Origin of the sequence: Ruegeria sp. AU67 (assembly GCF_900312795.1) — a bacterium.
Lineage (GTDB): Bacteria > Pseudomonadota > Alphaproteobacteria > Rhodobacterales > Rhodobacteraceae > Ruegeria > Ruegeria atlantica.
In genome coordinates this window covers 16,778-33,584 of record NZ_OMPH01000027.1, presented here as the reverse complement: position 1 = coordinate 33,584, position 16,807 = coordinate 16,778, and the positions used below count along the sequence as shown (strand labels likewise).

Sequence of the window (16,807 nt, the reverse complement as noted above, 5' to 3'; positions counted from 1 at the left end):
CGGGCGGCACAACAATAGGTGCTAGTCGCATAAGCCCTTGATACATTGCGGAGATGAATTGGTGGGTGATGAGAGACTCGAACTCCCGACATCTTCGGTGTAAACGAAGCGCTCCACCCCAATCCGCACGTGCAACAAGGTGCTGTTTTCCACTACCGCCGCCAACACCCCATTGAAAGATGTCTTGCATTGCCAGTAGGTTAACACTCTCACAGTCGACAAAGCGCTGCAATACTGAAAGTGTGCTCCGCCCCAATCTAAACCCTGTAAATCAGTAAGAGCAGCAGCGCGTTTGCAGCGGAGACGCAGCGGACGCTGCCTGCCGGGGGGGGTATGGGGGCAACTAGTTACACAGTACGGTTAGATACCCTCTCAAAAAAATGTGCCGTCAATTTTCGTTCGGTCCCAAAGCGGGCGCTGGTCTTAAGAAACCCCTGTAGCCGAACCGTTTTTTGGTCGGCTCGCCGTTTCTGTCGGCGTCTCACCGAAGAATTGGCGGTAGGCAACTGATGTGCGGCCTAGGTGGCTAAAACCGGCTTCGCCGATGAGTTTCGAAACGACACCTTTCTCATAAGTGCTTTCCAGCAGAAGTGACCTTAGCCGATGTAGCTGGACGATCGATTGAAACTTGCTTGGGCCAACACCAAGTTGTTTTTCAAAAGCCAAAAAGAGTGACCGCCTCGATACCCCGAGTTCGCGACAAAGCTCTTGAACCGTTAGCTTTGTGCCGGCCGGGTTTTCTGAAAAATACTCTTCGGCCGCCACAACGGTCTTCCATTGACTATGGCCAGCCTTTTCTGCGGTCATTTGTGGTTCAGCACAGTATAGAATTTTACCTGCCAAGTTTTCGAGGTTCTCGAAAATGTCATTCAACGTCCAAGCTTCTGTTGCACACGTGGTAGTTTGTTTGTGGCAAAGATATTTCTCAATACTTCGGGCATAAGCACTCAGAGCGTTGGATCTGGATAGGCGGATCGGTGAGTTAAACGTTGCCCACCCACGCTTCTCGACCTGTAACCACGGGACTTCCAGCATGTAAATCTGAGTACCAGCTTCGGCCACGTAGTCATACTCTGTTGGCTTTTGCCCTTGCCAGCACACAAGAAACGGGCCCTCATACAGGGTTCCCTGAAATCGAACCGGATCACCATTTGGCAGGAACAAACCGTAGAAGATCGTACTGCTATGTTGAACTTCTTGATAACGTAAGCGCGAATAAATTTCTTCGGAGTGAAGGCCAAAACCGTTGTATTGGGCACTTCGCCAATTCAGCTTTGGTCCTTTGGGAGATAACACCAGCGCTTCGTATTGAACGTCATTGTAGTCGGGCAAGTCTTCTACTGAGCGTATTTTTTGGGACAGGAACATAGCGTCTCAATCAACTCATTTTAAGTTCGTCTCAGGCTGCGGCACATTGAAATTCAATTATTCACAATAGTTTGCACTATTCGGATAGCCAGTCCTAAACTCAGGTTACACTATCGATCTCGAACATAGAAAACCTGTCAATGTCCTCGGAGTGCCACATGAAGAAGCTAACACTTTCCCTTGCTGCGCTATTGGTATCCTCAACGTCTCTCTATGCGCAGGCCGCCGATCTGGTCTTTACCAATGCTTCCGTCTTGACCATGAACGACGATGCGCCTACGGCGCAAGCCGTTGCGGTCACGGGTAATCAGATAAGTTACGTTGGCGATGTCGCAGGGGCAGAGGCGCTGATCGGCGATACCACCGAAGTTCTGGACTTGGGCGGGGATACCCTGTTGCCGGGTTTTGTGTCGGGACACGATCACATCGTTGCATCGGGCTGGACGTCACGCGGTGTCAGCCTGTTTGGAATTGAAACGCTTGAAGAGGCCTTGGCTGCAATCAAGGAGTACGCCGATGCAAACCCTGGCGAGGAGTTGATCCTTGGCTATGGGTTCAATCAAGTTTCGTATGGCGGGTGGCCCACGAAAGAAGATCTGGATTCGGTGGTGCCCGATCGTCCGGCCTTTATCCTCGACTTCACAATCCACGACGTTTGGATGAATTCCAAAGCCTTTGAGGCGGGTCAAGTCAGCCCTGACGAAGAGGATCAGGTGCCGGGTGTGATGTTCTGGCAGCGCGACGCCGAAGGCAACCAGACCGGGATTGGCATTGAGTTCCAGTGGGCTGCGGCATTTCGAAATGCAGGAGCGTGGGACCCGGCAGCCGAGATTCCTGCAATCCAGAAAAACCTATACGATCAGGCCGTCAAAACCGGTATAACCGCCGTTCACATACCTCTGATGGCCATGCCAACGGTAACCGACTTGTCGCTTGTGAAGGAAGACGAGAAACTGGTTCTTTCGCACTTGTATGAACTTGAAAAGAATGGAGAGTTGTCGATCCGCACATTTGTCGCGACCGGCTTCAAGGACCCCACCGCCACTGCTGACGACATCGTGGAACATACTCTCGAATTACGCGAGCAGTACGACAGCGACATGCTGCGCATTTGGGGAATTAAGATCCACCCGGAAGGGAACTGGAGTTCAAAAACCGCCTGGATGCTGGACGATTACGCAGACGGGTCTGCGACGCGCGGCGCGGCTGCCATTGAAGGTCCAATGATAACTTCGGTTTACCTGCAGGCCAATCAGAACGGTCTTCCAGTGGGCACTCACGTCGATGGATCACAAACCGTGCGCAACACGGTGGACGCGATCTTGACCGCGCGCGGTGCAGGTTACGATGTGCCGAACAACCTGTTGCACCACTATTTTTGGGTAACTGATCAGGACCATGAAAAAGTTATCGAAAATGAAATCATGGTAAACACGACCCCGCTTTTCCACGTTGATTGGGAAGCACAGGACGTAAACGCGTTGGACCTGTTGGGGCGCGCAAAGGTCGAGGCGATATTTGCCCGTTATTCGTCGCTGATGGCATTGGGGCACAATGTGTCGATTTCTTCGGATGTGCCGTCCGCGCCGATTGATCTGATCGGTCCGCTCCTGAACGTTGAAATTGCGATGACGTTGCAGGACCCGCTGAATCCGGACAGCAAGCCGTTCCCGTTGTCCCGCAAACCGGCCTCACTGGAAGAGTCGTTGAAAGCGGTCACGATCTATCCTGCCGCGCAGCAAGCGATGGAGGACAAGATAGGATCCATCGAAGTGGGCAAGTATGCCGACCTCGTTGTTCTCGATCAGGACATTGCTGCAGTAGAACCGCGTGAAATCTCGAACATCAAGGTGTTAGGCACGCTTATGGATGGGCGGTTCACGCACCGTGACGGTATTTGATTGCTGGGGCGCACAACGCCCTCGGCCGTCTCCTGCAAACTCCGGATAGGAGGTCAAAATTGAAACGACTGGATTGTAGTACAGCTTTTTGTCTGGCTGCAAGTTTTTCAATGGTGACTCATGCTCACGCGGAAGAAGTCGCATTTATCGCCATACTGAGCGTTCCGGCTGAAAACGCACAGGCTTTTGATGCTTTGGCCAGAGACATGGTTGAGGCATCTGCCACCGATGACGGGCTTTTAGTTTATGAATTCGCCCGAGTTGGCGAGACGGTGTACGGCTATGAACGCTATGTGGATGCGGCTGCCCACGCCCGGCACGAAGCGTTGATCGAACCCTTCATTCCGCAGTTAGTTGAGTTGGCGCAGTTCGAGAAAATTGTCACCCTATCGCAGCTTTCGGATGACCATCAGGAACTGTTCCGAAGCATTGGGGCAGAGATTGGTCAACCAATTGCCGCTGCAGCGCAAGGACCATCCAGATGAATCCGCAGTGGCAAAGAAAGTTAAGAAAAAGTCTACAGAATAATCTAAGCGGAACACGGGAGCATATGATGAAAAGTCGACTTTGCACTTGTGCTATCTTCTTCGCTGGGCTGATGAGTGTTCAACCCAATGAAGCTCAGGCTTGTGACGCGGCTTGTCAGGCAGCGCGGAAGGCCGCGAATCCGCTTGCGGACACAAAGGCGCTAATCACCGATAACACAATCGCTTTCAGGACCGGGACTAACGACGACGACAGCTACAATTTTCAGCTACAGCCCGTCTATTCCGTACCGTTGACAGACGCCACATTGGTGCTTCGGGGGATTGTGCCGATTCAAGGTGTCCAACCCGGAGCCGTGTTGCCGCCTGGAATTGTCGACCCCTCGGAAGAAGACGATTTGACCTGGGGCATCGGCGATTCAACTGTACAGGCTTTCTATTCACCTACGCCGGGAGAAAGCGGAATCGCACTGGGCTACGGCCTGCAAGTTTCCCTGCCAACGCACACGAATGACGCCTTGCAAGGCGCAGGTTGGGGAGCTGGCCCTGCCTTTGTCATGTTTGGGCAAACCGGTGATCTGTCGTGGGGTGGCGTCATTGCTCATATGTGGGGCGAGAACGATTTCAACGTGACCATCCTGCAACCCATTCTGAATTACGGTTTGGGAGAGGGCTGGTACATCGGGTACAACAACGTCCTTTCGTACAACTGGAATGCCGCCAGAAATGATGAAGCTTGGGCAATTCCACTGGGTTTGACTGCTGGTAAGACGTCGATCATCAATGAAGCTAAAGGCACCGCGATGGACGTCAGTGTGGGATACTACACTCTAGAGCGCAAACCTGACGGCGGGCCGGATAGACAACTTAAACTGGGTTTGTCGTTCTTTTTTTGAAGGGCGCTTTGGAAGCAGATTTCAAGAGACTGCTTTCAGTGGCTGGGAACAGCAGACACGCGAGAGTGAACGATCCCATGTATAGTAGAACTTGGCCGAGAACTTTGCTCCATCGAAACCATGAGGAATAACTGGGGCTGTGAAATGAGAAGCAACCTGATCGCTCTGATAATTACTGTTTTTGCGTTCGCACACATTCAAGCTGCTCAGGCAGAAGTTGCCCAAGGGCCGCGAGACCCTGCTGCCCAAACGTCTCCTTCAGGGGCAAAGCGTTTTGACATGTCTGAGCGCATACTTGATTTGGCCATTGCCGCAAGTCCCACAGCGCTAGATGAATCTATTCAGGAGCATGGTGCGGTTAGCTGGCGTGATTTGAAGCCAACCCTAAAGTCATTGGAAACTCCATTTGAAACGCTGCCAGATCCGTTGTTGAACGCTATGCGAACGCAAGTTCGTTGGCGAACATCCAGTACCAGTGAGCGCTCTGATCCTGATCTAATTCAAGAATATAAGGCGGCCAACGGTGTTCTGGCCGCAAATGATGTCGACGTAGAAAAGCTAATGCTAGAGCGCCGAAAAATCATTGCGCAAAACAACTCAATCGGGCGCGGTCCAAATCTAGAAAAACTAGGTACGACGATCAAGCTACCCGGGTACATAGTACCACTGACAATCGGTGAAGGAATTGTAACCGAATTCCTGTTTGTCCCGGTTGCAGGTTCTTGCGTCCATACACCTTCGCCTCCACCCAACCAGATCATTCATGTTGACTACCCAAAGGGTGTCGAATTTAAATCGATTTTCGATGCGTTTTGGATCGAAGGTGAACTGTCCGATGAACGCATAATCAGCGATGTTACATTCTACGACGGCTTAGCAAATGTGGAATCCATATATAAACTCAACGCGAATTTCGTTGAAACGTTAGCCTTTTGAATTTGAAGTTGCTCATTCGCCAAAAACCAAGGGTTTAAGTCGCTTTTCAGGCGTTTTACCACTGTGGATGACAATGTGCTTGGGACATGCAAAACCGCGTAATAAAGGCTCCCTTTCGAGTTGAGCGCAACCATTGCCTCCAGAGTTAAAAAGCGGCAGCTTTGCCCGCAGAACGGAAGTTCGGCTCAACCTCAGCGAATGTTGGCTTTAACTTTTTTGGCTGAATACTCGCTATCTGTATCTGTGCGGCCTGAACCACTTTGGGAAGCCATTGTATCAAAGAAGACAGATGCCAGCCCGCAGGGGCGAGGCTTACGCCCCGCCTTTTGCTAGGTTGTCCCGCTTCCAAAGAGGTTGCAGGTTGCTGTAGTGGCAAAGTTCGATGAGGTGGTTCAAAGAACGGGCAGCCGATAGAGGGGTAATGTGGTCCACCTCCCACTGACCATATCGCTCCCATGTCATGCCTTCTGTGAACTGGGCCTCTATGTGCCGCGATAGTGTGTCCTTGGAACAGCCAACCGACTTGGACGGTCTTGCGCGACCCATCAGCACTTGTCCCGACCGGTTTAGTACCGACCTAAACATACGGTAAGCGGGATCGGCTGCGCGACACTTCCGATCCCGCTCTATCGTTTTCACCGCATTGCACTGCACGCATTGGCGATTGCTGACGTACCGCTCAGCCATGTGCCCAAACTTACAAGGACGACCCGTCCAGAAACGAGAAAGGCCGCACAGGGCGGCCTCTTCACGAGTTAGGAACGTCTGTTCCGCTGCTATGTCAAACGGCATTAGGCTACTGCCGCCACCTGACGACCCTCCAACCGGGCAAGCAACTCAACCTGTCTCTGGCCTTTCGCATAGACCGGTCCACTGTTGACCTGACCCGACAGCAGCCAGTTCTGCAATAGGTTCCGCATTCTCTGAGATGGCATGTAGAGCGTTACCCGACGCCTTGGTTGGTAATCTCGCCCGGCGTTGTTAAGCCCACCCACACGAATTGCGGATCGGAACAGCCACTGTACTAATTCGGTCAACGCATAGGCATCCGAGAAACTTCGAGCCTCGTGGCTGACGCGCTTCATACCCAAGAAGGTCAACAGTTGTGGGTTGGGGTTTTGGTCATATAGGTACACCGCTTTTGTGCATCCGATATGGTCATTAGTACCGCGTGTGGTGTTGGGCACAAAGCTGACACCGTTTGTGGTCCACTCCTCGTCAAAGGTCTCCGTGTCCTTGTTGTACACTTCTTCCTTCACCGCTCGACCGAACAGCCGTGTATGCTTTGATAGCCTGCCTGCCTTTGGCTTTTGGCCTGTTACTGCCCCATGCCACAGGTCACGTGCACACGTCAGCATAACGGTTTTGAGGTTTACTCCATACAGTTCTCTGTCTTTGAACTTGCGTAGCTTCTGACCAACCGAAGAACATTCACGGTGCGTTTTGATCGTGTTTAGCTGTGCGCAATGTGTCCACTTTTGGTTCCCTAACTCGGGCATGGGTAGAACCGTTAGCGCGTTAGCAACATCTTCTCGCCATGCTGCCTCATCTACTGCATCCAGACGCTCCACCTCCAATGTGAAGCATTCGGGGTGGCCTTTCTGCAGTTTTTGCAGGTACAGCAACAGCACCGATCCTTCCGAAAGGTACGTGTATATCGTTACGGATTTGGGCTTGAGCAAGAGTTCTTTGGGAATGGCGAGGACGAACAGCTTCTCGCTTATGCGATACAGTGCACCCGACTTGGCCTTGTCATAGAGTGATCGGTCAAATGTTTTGTTTCCTTTGTGGTATAGCTCATCCCACAGTGCCGTTGGAACAATACGTCCGTCAGGCTCCTCTTCTGCCAAGCCAAGGCCGAGGTAAGCTGTGTCAAAGTCAACCTTTCGGACTGTCTGGTCCACCTTTAAGGGATCAATGACCTCGTCGATGATGAGGTTGTATCCATCAAGTAGGTGATCGACTTCGATGGTCGGTATGCCGTTGCTATCGATCTTAGTACATCTCGCAATCCCTGTGTCTTGGGTTGCCAGAGTTCCAAGTCGGTAGAAAAGTGCGTGAGTACAAGCGATTGATTTGCCTGCCCGGATCAACTTCTCGCAGTGATCGCTTTTGTTGCTACCTTTGTTAACGGGTTGTGTAAGAATGAAATCGGAGCCTTTTCGGGCATCTTCGATGAACCGTTCCACCTCACTCAGGTAAGGCACAACCGCTATGTACTTCTCCTGCTTTTTGAAGCTGCGGTTGATTTCTGTGGATTTGCCATACCCACAGGGTTTGTCGACAATAGTGATGTGGGGCATTCAAGCCTCCTGTGTTCGGTCCATTGGACCAGTTTGGGGAAAGCGCTCTGGTGGATACCGAGCAAATGGAATTGCCCCGTTGGGGCGACTGGGAGGAAATCCCGGTGAACACGCAATGGATAAACTAGAGGGATCAAAAGCCCTCTTTTTAGTACCTTTGCTTACAGGTCATCGTGATTTAGTGTTTATTTACTTATGCTTACTTACCACTTACTCCACTCGCATTGGAGTAAAGGAAGGCCAGGTCGTCTAAGCGACCCGATCAACAATGACCAAGCGAAACCTGTATGCTCAACTGAGGGAGGGGTTTTGCTCAACTGAGGGAGTGGTAGCGCTTGTTAGTTCACAAGACGGAGGGTTAGCGCCTGTGTGTTCACAAGAAGAAGGGTTAATGCCATTTCCAAATGTGTGCGGGACAGAAAGCCAGCCACGGGACAGCCAAAAGGCTAGGGGAGCAGCGTTGTCGCTTGATAGGGAGTAGGGTGGTCAAATACTGACGCATTGAGAGACTACGACCACCCTGCACAGCATCACGCCGATTTACGCATGTTCGACGGCTGCCAACTTTGCCACGATGTCATCGGTCTGCAGGTGGGTGTAACGCATCAGCATCCGCAAATCCCGATGTCCGCTGATCATTTGGACCTGCGCCAACGATAATCCGCTTTCCACAAAACGCGACACCGCCTCGTGCCGAATATCATGAAATGTAAGGTTATCCACGCCTGCACGTTGTCTGAGGCGTTCAAAGGCCAACCGCACAGAGTTACCTGACAGGGGCAAACAACGGTCGTCACTGCGTGGCAGGTCCATCAAAACGGCAACGGCATTCGGGCTGAGAGGTACTGTACGGGCGCGACCGTTTTTGGTTTGGGGCAAGAGCACTGTCCGACGCTCAAGGTCTACATGCTTCCATTGTATCGACAGCAATTCCCCTCGGCGCATCCCGGTTGCCAAAGCAAGCGTCAGCAATGGCTTCATCAGCGGAGACCGAGCTTGGTTTACCGCTTCCAACAAAGCCTGCCATTCTCCTTGCTGCAATCGTCGCTCGCGTCGGTTGTTGATCTTGGGTCGCCGGACAGGCTTGACCGGGTTCCCATGTGGCAGGTTCTGCCGCCAATCCTCACAGGCGACATCAAGGGCGTGCTGCAACCAACCCAGTTCCCTCACCACAGTCGCCGCCTTCATGGATTTAATGCGCTGGTCTCGATAGTAGACAAAGTCAGCGGATCGCAGCTTGCTGACCTTCCTGCTGGCTAACTGGGAGCATTTACGCAGGAATCCGTTGATTGCATAACTTTCATTGTCCGCGCATCGCTTCTCGCTCGTGATGTTATCTCGGTATTTTCTCAGCACCTCACCAAGTGTCATCTCGGATGCGCTCACACAGTGGGTTGGGGTTAGCAATCCTCTGTCCGCGCTCAACTCCGCCTCACGCGCCCACTTCGCTGCATCAGCACGCCTTAGAAAGGACTTAGATCGGGATTGCCCTTCCTTCCGAACCGTCGCCTGCCACTTCCCGCTAGGCCGTTTTACGATTGTTGCCATGGCCCATATCTCCTGTGTTGGAGACATCTTTTCTGTCTAAGTGCAGCGGAGGCGCAGCGGACACAGTTTCATGCGCAGTACAGCAAAAGGTGCTGGTCGCGTAAGACCTTGATACATTGTGGGGATAAATTGGTGGGTGATGAGAGACTCGAACTCCCGACATCTTCGGTGTAAACGAAGCGCTCTACCAACTGTTTCACAGACGCTCCGCTGTCTGAGCTAATCACCCGTGACGGATTGTGCGTGTTTTCCCAAAGCATCAACTGCGGTTTTCTCAGGTGAACCCTCGTGGTTCGAGTACGACACTTACTGTAACGGAATCAGAGGTCAAGTCGTTACATGTACGGAGAACAACGCTCGCAAGACGACCAACGTGCAATCTACCTTGTCAAAGTCAGTCGCCAATTTTGGGAAAATTTGACACGTCGAGTTGGTCTGGTTTTACTTAGAAGATGTCCATATGACGGTGGGTTTTGAACGACGAGTGCGCAGATTATCTTTTTTCGATGAGGATTATGGCCATGATTTGGAAAGTGTTTGTCGCCTTAGCAATCGGTTTGATTTCTTCTTTGCCAGCAGAGACGCTGGCGCAAAACTTTCGGTCTGGTGCTTCTTTCTGGACGCCCCCAAATTCAACATCTCAGTGTCGCTCATCCTATCAAGGTATCCCGTCATACCAGTTAGCACAGACGCTGACTCGAAGACCCTACCCAAATGACGATGGTGTGAATTTTTCTACTCAATACAGCATGTGGCTTGCTGAAGTAGTTGCTGGACGCAATGTAGAAAAACACAAAGCCAACCTGCTCAAAATTGCTTCCGCTAAGACCTTCACAAAGCCAAATTTAAAAGGCGGTTGGTCTCCCATCTACATTCAGTCAAACCTAATGAAGATGACTGCAATGTTTGTAGTGACGCTCGACAGCAGAGGACAGCTAAGCCCTGTAGAGAGAGAGATTTTGATTGCCTGGGGGGATAAAATGCTTCCGGGACAAAAAGGATCAAAGGGGAACTCATCTGCGGATAGCCGTATGGCATCGGGTGTCGCGATGCTCGCGTGGGGAAGTGTAAAGGGCGACCAGCGCCTTATGAAGACTGGGTATAAAAAGTTCAACAGCGGCTACGACTACGTACTGAAGAGTGTTGGAAACTTAAAGCGACATCCGGGCCACAAGGGTATCCCTGTCTCAAGCCTTTCGCTAGAAAGTGAATATAACGTCGCATTGCAACATGCAGTTGAAGGTGCCGCTGTTCTTCGCAATCTTGGTATTGATGTTGCTGCGAAGTCTGTAAACGGCAACAACCTTCACACCGCGGTTGGTTGGTGGACCGGTGAGATTTCAAGAATGCCGGTAAATGGCGAGTTTACTAAAGCTTGGAGCCACAACTCCCACGTCGGCTGGATACCAATATATATCCGCATGTACGGCAACCAACCGGCTTCACCTAGGCTCAAAGCGTACGGGCGAAGGGTGACCTCGGGCCGCTCTCCGTCCTTTAGGGCAGTTAGTTTGGGTGGAGCGACAGATTGCCTGTGGTGATCCGGAAAACGACACCATTTAGATGTTGAGGCACGTTGCATACCTCAGCTTTTTTGTTGCCTCTAGCTACTTGAAGTGAGCTTACTCCTTGCCCGCAATTGGCACTCAACACGTTTAAAGAATTGGAACCTTATCTAAACTAGGGGTTGGGAACCTCTAATATGAACGAACGCTTCCAAATCGTTGTGTCGTTCCAAGTTGGGCTAGTTTTGGGAACGTTTGGGCCTTGAAAGTTCGCGTAGTCTTGGTTGCCACTACTGTTGTCTGGGCTTCCACGTTTCCAGTTTGTGAACGTTAGGGCTTCTTCGTTGGCCCATCTCCAGCCACCATTGGGCTCGATGGCGTCGTCATCCTGCACCAAACCGATTAATGGTCCGAGTGCAAGGTTTCCGTCGAAAATCCAGTGTCCTTCATCTTCTAAAGTCAGCTGGTAGACAAATTCATTTTCTTCTTGGCTTGTGATCGTGACGATATGCCCACCCAAAACTTCAGCGATCTGTTCTAGAAGCGGGAATTCTGCCCCCCAAGTTCGGATAACGTAGTATTTCGAGTCTCCAAACTCACCCGTAGTTACCAAATCAAAAAACTCCAGCAGCTCTTCAGCAGTTGGGTCTAAGGACAAGAAGTCCTCTAAGTTTTCAGTATCAAAAACTTTGGATTCATCACCTCTTTGGGAATACACAGCAAATAAAGAGAAAGCTGTTGATATCAAAACAACCGCAAGCAAGAGCGGTAGAAAGTACTGGCTACGAACCCACTTTTGGACTTTACGTGTCGCCTTTTCGAAAGCGGGAATGCTGGCCTCGCCGACTTTATAGACTTTCAATGGTTGGTCTAAGTTCTTAACGAAATGCTCGCCGACTTTTGTGAAGCTATATTCCAAGTTTCCTTTCACTTGCTCGATTACGTTCTCAGCCAAACAAATTCCACCGGGCTCAGAAATAGTTTCTAAACGAGATGCTACGTTCACACCGTGGCCGAGTATATCTCCATTGGGTTGCTGCGTGACTTCGCCAATGTTTATGCCAATACGAAACCTGACGCGATCACTTGTCTTAACGGTGGAGTTACTTTGCCCATGTTTCTCTTGGATGAGTATTGCCGCTTGGACTGCACTTGTCGGATTTTCAAAGCTTGCCAAGACACTGTCGCCAGCAGTGTTAGCAATTCGCCCTCCATGCGACTCGATAATCGGGTCCATGATTGAGCGTAGTTCTGCAAGGCGCTCGAGCGTACCAGTTTCGTTTTCTGAAACTAGTTTGGTGAAATTGGCGACATCAGCAGCCAAAATCGTTAATAGACGCCTAGAAGTCTGTTTCACGCCAAACTCACCTAAAATGATACGGCATTAGGTTGTCACATTTTGGAGTCTAATGCTCGAAAAAGTGGGATATGTCTTTGCGCCATCACAGCCAATGGGCGTTCGGGTCGAATGCTAATAACCATTAGCTGTGCATTGTGTTGGCCATTTCAGCACGGGCTTTCCACAGCCGCTAACTGCTACGCCTCATTAACGATCCGATAGACCGATCTCTGAGAAATGCTTAAGCGCTGGGCGATCTCGTGCTTCTTGTAGCCTTGCCCTTGTAGCTGAAGCACTTCAGAAGCCTTCATACGTGCCGTTGGTTTTCTGCCTTTGTATTTGCCCACGGCTTTGGCTTTGGCTATTCCCTCTCGTTGCCGCTCCAGCATCATCTCTCTTTCAAACTGAGAGATAGACCCTAGTACATTAAGTATGAGTTTCCCTGTAGCTGTGGAGGTATCAAGGGACATGTCGAGTACTCTTAGATCGACGCCTCTTTGAGTTAAGTCATCCACGATCTCGCCTAAATGCCTGACTGAACGAGCAAGGCGGTCAAGTTTGGTGACAATGAGGACATCTCCTTCTCTGCAGTAGCTGAGAGCTTCACTGAGCGCCTCTCTACGGGCAACAGAGGAGACTTGTTCCGAGTAGATTTTCTCGCATCCAACTTCCGAGAGTGTCCTCTGTTGGGCTTCCAGTCCTGCTTGTTGTTCCAGTGTAGATGTTCTTGCGTATCCGATGATCATGGTGATGATCTCCTTTAGGTTCTTAGACGTTGAGGCAATTGTTTGCCAAAAGCCGAGACCGACTTCATTGCCACCATTTCCGCCACCCTCAGCAGATGGACACAGAACCTTGGCCTATTGGCTGAGTTTTTAGTTGGAAACTAAGGGGGCAGGGGTTTTGGAAACCGACTTCAAAAAAAAGGGGATTATTGTTCTTATTATTGCTGCTAAACCGTGGAGCCTGGGTGTCTTAAGTGCGTTAGTCAGTCCACTAAATTGAGCGGCTTCCGTGCATTCGCTTAAGGCTCAAGTGCGAATTGCGAATATGTAGCGGCAGAATACTACCAGCTATTTCCCGTAGTCGTTTCACACTTGCGAACCCAGACCGTTTTCGCGTCTCGGCTCACCCTCCTCAAAAAGGCTTCAAATCCGTTTGCAGACTTTGGGTAGAGTTGTCATTTGGTTCGCATCAACAGTAGTCGTCGATGCAATCCTCATAGCTTTCGTCTGAAAGTTTGCAGAATTCCTTCAACGCTCCTTGCAGTGTGAAAAAAGTTCCGATGCTCTTGTGGTAAAAGAGTTGGTCTTTCGTCTGAATCTGGGCGATGGCCCAATCCTTGATCCCTGAAACACAGTGCGAAAGAACTATTAGACCTTCATCGCTCAAGGCGCGTTGCACGACAAGACCACTGTACAAATCGTTTCGAACGAATACTTCACCGAAATTGAGGGATGCGGCGTATTTGTCCAGCGCATCTTCAGTCATTTGAGTGGGGCAAGAGGGAAATTCTGAAGGAACTTTCCATCGAACCTGAACCACCGACGGCGTTAGTGAATCATACTCTTCTCTTGCGGGTTCGGACTCCACCGATTTGTGTTCACCATACAGCCATTCACCTAAGGTGCCACCAATCGGCTCTTTCCGCCTCTCTGCCCAACTCGCAAGGCTTTCTTTGGCGTTTCGGGCTTCTTCTTTTGAAACGGTACGCATCCACGAGACATCCGGAAAATCCGTGTGTGTCTGGACATTTGATGGGTCTTGAAAGAACGCATCAAAGGACCCGTAAACAAACTCGATCCTTGCCGCAGTAATCGGGTTCATTAGAAGATTCTCGAGCTTTGTCACCCATCGAAGGTTTTCTGGTCGATTGTTTGCACGGTTGGTATCGATGTGATCTACAACATGCTGTTCTGATGGTGGTTGGCCGTGGAACGCACTACAGATAATCCGGTGAATAGGAACGCTCGATAAGTACATATAACCCGTTTTTAAGTTTTGCCGTCCGAAAGTCCATTTGTGGTCAAGCGGGCGTAGCCTTTTTGGGTTTGCTTGGCTTCGAAAAACAGCGCCGTTGTCGCGGACGCGGTACTCTTCGTCTCGATAGGTTACGGAGGTTTCCACCACGAATTCTTCAACTGTGGGCGTGTTCCCGGTTTGGTTTGTGTCTCCGCTCATGGCTCAAATCCCGAAGTCGAAGTCAACAATTTCTCGTCCCAATTGGTTTTTTTCATCTTCTTGCCCGAGCCTATACGCAATCCACTTTGCAAATTCTTTGGGGTACCATTCAGGGCGTCGATATTGGGGGGGCAAGACCGTCAAACAGACGATGTTTGCATCGGTGGCTTGTATTGATCGTTCATTTGCCAGTGAACGAGCAACATAGCGCATAGCTTGCATAAGTGCTGCGGCTCGCTCGCTGTTACTTAAGTCAGTAAGCTCCATTGCGGAAATCAAATGCGATGCAAGGAGGCGAGCGTCTTCAACCGCCTTTTCGGCTTTCTTTAAGAATTTTTTTGGGTCCGATGTTTTCAGAAACTCTTCCCCAGAGTAACCCGCCTGATGAACGTCGTTTTGGAGGTCGTTGTCAGGCATGATCAAGTCCATCCGAAGCTGCTCCATCCTCTCGACAGCCCAATCAAAGTCTTCATCGGTCCAGCTCGAAGGCAACTCCGCTAGTTTTTTGATTTCCTCTAGCCGCTCTGACGCGTTTGCATGCTGCCAAGCGCCCAACGAGGCATCTACAAAACACCTGTGGGCAATTTTCTTGAGTGCTTCTTTCTTTCTGTGTCGAGCCTGTTTTTCGGCATTGCTAAGTGGTGGCATAACCTTACTCCAGTAACCAAAACGTAAAGTAACGTAACTTTTTGAATTAGTGTGAGTCAATATCCTTCAGCAAAATTCTTCTAACCATCTGAAAGGTTGTAGTAATAACGGAAATTGAACGCTAAATAACTCAACGCAAACGCTATTGAAAATGGTTTTCTAGACTGAGGTGGGCCCAGCGATGGGCGTAACCTCGAACCATGAGCTAATCGTTTCCGAGGATGAAATTGATATCAGCTTCTGGAGAGGTATTTACTAACAGTTATCTCATAAAGTATTGTATATTAACCGGAATTTCTTTTGCCTCACTGCTTCTTTGTGGCAAGGTTTTGTGCGTCATTTGGAGCCGAGGAAGTCACGATTCAGGAGATTCACAGTTAACATCGCAAAAGAGGCCCATTTAGGTAGGATAATGTTCTTCAATGGTTACGTGTTCCCTCGGCGTCAATGATTGCAACACTTGGCTCTCTCCCCGCAGAACATGAGTTGGAATGTCTCATTCCTATAGCCAATTAAGAAATAGGTTACACTTTGTGGCTTACGAAGAATGTTGAGAAGATGATCTGAGCAGTTGCTTCTATCGAGTGATCATGAACTTTCTCTGAGTGATGCAGAGGAAATCCATTTAGGCAGATGCACCTAGGCTACAGATCCTCGGCTTACTCATGGTTTACGGCTTTGAATGTGATCCAAGTAGCTGCTTCAATTCTGTATTCTCTACTAACACTATGCCAAGCGTTGGGTGTCACTACGTGACCAACTAGGTGGCGTTTTTGGAGAAGTCCTGTGAACTCTCTAAGCATAACCTCATACTACTAAAGTATGCGGAGGGCGGATTAGCTTCAAATTGACAATCATCCAGTTGGATCGAGTTGACGGCAGTGTTAACGATCTTGTCGATCCGCTCAAAGTCCTCTTTTGTCGGTGTGCGGCACTGCCAACGGTCGGCCTTGAGGGACAATCTTGCAGACCGGTCAGGGTCGGTCTCGGAGCAATCCTCAGCTTCCATACGGAGCAAGTCGATATGTTTCTGTTGAGAACCCAATGGTTTGTTCCTTCGTTCCTCAAGATATTGCCTACGCTTTAGTGTCATGGGGGCTGGCTGCGATCTATTGTGGTCGATCTCCACCAGTTCCAGTTCCTCACCATAAAGGACACGTCTGATATAGGTTTTAATGGAGACCCCAAATTGCTGTTGAGTAAATGCATTTGCAGCTTTGGCAAAATTCATTCGACTATCAAGCCGTGGCTCTGCCTTAAGCTTTAGTGGGTCACACAGAATGTTTCTGAGTCCAGCATCAACATCAACGAATGAGAGGATGTGCTTCATGATCCCATATCGTTCGAGTGGTGGAGCAGAATAGATCATCTCTGCAAGGTCTTTGGCGCGAGCATAGTGTCGTTCATTCCGGAGAGCATTCTCGGATTTGCGGTTACCCCTTGAGGTGTTGTGCGTGGCCGCTTTTTGGCAAACTCTAGAGCAGAATTTTTGGTTAGACCTCTTTGGTTCAAATTTGTGGTTGCATTGCGGGCATGACTTCAGGTCCACCAAAGTGGTTGGTAAAGTGGTCATCAAGATGTCCTTTGGTTAGGTTGGTGCTGGGCGCGAAAACGCCTTTCGCTGTGTTTTGGCTTCAGGAGCCGTCCGCTTAGACGTCACCGTTGAAGATGTTTTCCTCAGCTTTAGGACCTCTGCT

Annotated in this window: 13 protein-coding genes; 5 read left to right on the top strand and 8 right to left on the bottom strand. The window is 50.2% G+C overall.

What is annotated here, in order from left to right:
* Nucleotides 1-423: 423 nt before the first annotated feature.
* On the bottom strand, nucleotides 424-1,368 hold the full coding sequence (locus DK510_RS14185; protein ID WP_109312657.1) for a helix-turn-helix domain-containing protein: 945 nt from the start codon (nucleotides 1,366-1,368) through the stop codon (nucleotides 424-426).
* A 158-nt stretch (nucleotides 1,369-1,526) separates the two neighbouring features.
* Between DK510_RS14185 and DK510_RS14180 the strand changes: the two genes are divergently transcribed.
* The 4 genes from DK510_RS14180 (at nucleotide 1,527) to DK510_RS14165 (ending at nucleotide 5,586) form a co-directional block, all read left to right on the top strand.
* The gene (locus DK510_RS14180) at nucleotides 1,527-3,269 is read left to right on the top strand and encodes an amidohydrolase (RefSeq protein ID WP_160116529.1); all 1,743 of its coding nucleotides are present in this window, start codon (nucleotides 1,527-1,529) and stop codon (nucleotides 3,267-3,269) included.
* A gap of 59 nt (nucleotides 3,270-3,328) precedes the next feature.
* The gene (locus DK510_RS14175; protein WP_160116528.1) at nucleotides 3,329-3,754 is read left to right on the top strand and encodes a putative quinol monooxygenase; all 426 of its coding nucleotides are present in this window, start codon (nucleotides 3,329-3,331) and stop codon (nucleotides 3,752-3,754) included.
* Nucleotides 3,751-4,650 carry a hypothetical protein gene (locus DK510_RS14170; protein ID WP_160116527.1) on the top strand — a complete coding sequence of 300 codons (900 nt, stop codon included), beginning with the start codon at nucleotides 3,751-3,753 and terminating at the stop codon, nucleotides 4,648-4,650. Before DK510_RS14175 ends, DK510_RS14170 begins: the two co-directional genes overlap by 4 nt.
* 144 nt (nucleotides 4,651-4,794) lie before the next feature.
* Nucleotides 4,795-5,586 carry a DUF3299 domain-containing protein gene (locus tag DK510_RS14165; RefSeq protein WP_160116526.1) on the top strand — a complete coding sequence of 264 codons (792 nt, stop codon included), beginning with the start codon at nucleotides 4,795-4,797 and terminating at the stop codon, nucleotides 5,584-5,586.
* Nucleotides 5,587-6,377: 791 nt separating this feature from the next.
* Here DK510_RS14165 and DK510_RS14155 read toward each other — a convergent pair.
* Nucleotides 6,378-7,889, bottom strand: coding sequence for a hypothetical protein (locus DK510_RS14155; protein ID WP_109312651.1), 1,512 nt, complete (start codon nucleotides 7,887-7,889; stop codon nucleotides 6,378-6,380).
* A gap of 540 nt (nucleotides 7,890-8,429) precedes the next feature.
* On the bottom strand, nucleotides 8,430-9,059 hold the full coding sequence (locus DK510_RS23000; protein WP_200833245.1) for a site-specific integrase: 630 nt from the start codon (nucleotides 9,057-9,059) through the stop codon (nucleotides 8,430-8,432).
* Nucleotides 9,060-9,958: 899 nt separating this feature from the next.
* Between DK510_RS23000 and DK510_RS14140 the strand changes: the two genes are divergently transcribed.
* On the top strand, nucleotides 9,959-10,978 hold the full coding sequence (locus DK510_RS14140) for a hypothetical protein (protein WP_160116525.1): 1,020 nt from the start codon (nucleotides 9,959-9,961) through the stop codon (nucleotides 10,976-10,978).
* Nucleotides 10,979-11,117: 139 nt separating this feature from the next.
* Here the strand turns inward: DK510_RS14140 and DK510_RS14135 are convergent, their stop codons facing one another.
* From DK510_RS14135 to DK510_RS14115, 5 genes are all read right to left on the bottom strand, one after another.
* Nucleotides 11,118-12,299, bottom strand: a complete 1,182-nt coding sequence (locus tag DK510_RS14135; protein ID WP_160116524.1) for an adenylate/guanylate cyclase domain-containing protein — start codon at nucleotides 12,297-12,299, stop codon at nucleotides 11,118-11,120.
* A 179-nt stretch (nucleotides 12,300-12,478) separates the two neighbouring features.
* Complete coding sequence (locus tag DK510_RS14130; protein WP_109312647.1) at nucleotides 12,479-13,027, bottom strand: recombinase family protein; 549 nt, start codon at nucleotides 13,025-13,027, stop codon at nucleotides 12,479-12,481.
* A 448-nt stretch (nucleotides 13,028-13,475) separates the two neighbouring features.
* Nucleotides 13,476-14,462, bottom strand: a complete 987-nt coding sequence (locus tag DK510_RS14125) for an HNH endonuclease signature motif containing protein (RefSeq protein WP_109312646.1) — start codon at nucleotides 14,460-14,462, stop codon at nucleotides 13,476-13,478.
* Between the two features lie 3 nt (nucleotides 14,463-14,465).
* Entirely contained in the window at nucleotides 14,466-15,110 is a 645-nt protein-coding gene (locus DK510_RS14120) for a hypothetical protein (protein ID WP_109312645.1), read from the bottom strand.
* 760 nt (nucleotides 15,111-15,870) lie between these two features.
* Nucleotides 15,871-16,683, bottom strand: coding sequence for a hypothetical protein (locus DK510_RS14115; protein ID WP_160116523.1), 813 nt, complete (start codon nucleotides 16,681-16,683; stop codon nucleotides 15,871-15,873).
* Between the last annotated feature and the right edge of the window lie 124 nt (nucleotides 16,684-16,807).

What these genes read in the sequence shown, in the direction of transcription:
- DK510_RS14185 (WP_109312657.1), bottom strand. Translation starts at nt 1,368, where the DNA reads ATGTTCCTGTCCCAAAAAATACGCTCAGTAGAAGACTTGCCCGACTAC.
- DK510_RS14180 (WP_160116529.1), top strand. Translation starts at nt 1,527, where the DNA reads ATGAAGAAGCTAACACTTTCCCTTGCTGCGCTATTGGTATCCTCAACG.
- DK510_RS14170 (WP_160116527.1), top strand. Translation starts at nt 3,751, where the DNA reads ATGAATCCGCAGTGGCAAAGAAAGTTAAGAAAAAGTCTACAGAATAAT.
- DK510_RS14165 (WP_160116526.1), top strand. Translation starts at nt 4,795, where the DNA reads ATGAGAAGCAACCTGATCGCTCTGATAATTACTGTTTTTGCGTTCGCA.
- DK510_RS14155 (WP_109312651.1), bottom strand. Translation starts at nt 7,889, where the DNA reads ATGCCCCACATCACTATTGTCGACAAACCCTGTGGGTATGGCAAATCC.
- DK510_RS14140 (WP_160116525.1), top strand. Translation starts at nt 9,959, where the DNA reads ATGATTTGGAAAGTGTTTGTCGCCTTAGCAATCGGTTTGATTTCTTCT.
- DK510_RS14130 (WP_109312647.1), bottom strand. Translation starts at nt 13,027, where the DNA reads ATGATCATCGGATACGCAAGAACATCTACACTGGAACAACAAGCAGGA.
- DK510_RS14125 (WP_109312646.1), bottom strand. Translation starts at nt 14,462, where the DNA reads ATGAGCGGAGACACAAACCAAACCGGGAACACGCCCACAGTTGAAGAA.
- DK510_RS14120 (WP_109312645.1), bottom strand. Translation starts at nt 15,110, where the DNA reads ATGCCACCACTTAGCAATGCCGAAAAACAGGCTCGACACAGAAAGAAA.
- DK510_RS14115 (WP_160116523.1), bottom strand. Translation starts at nt 16,683, where the DNA reads ATGACCACTTTACCAACCACTTTGGTGGACCTGAAGTCATGCCCGCAA.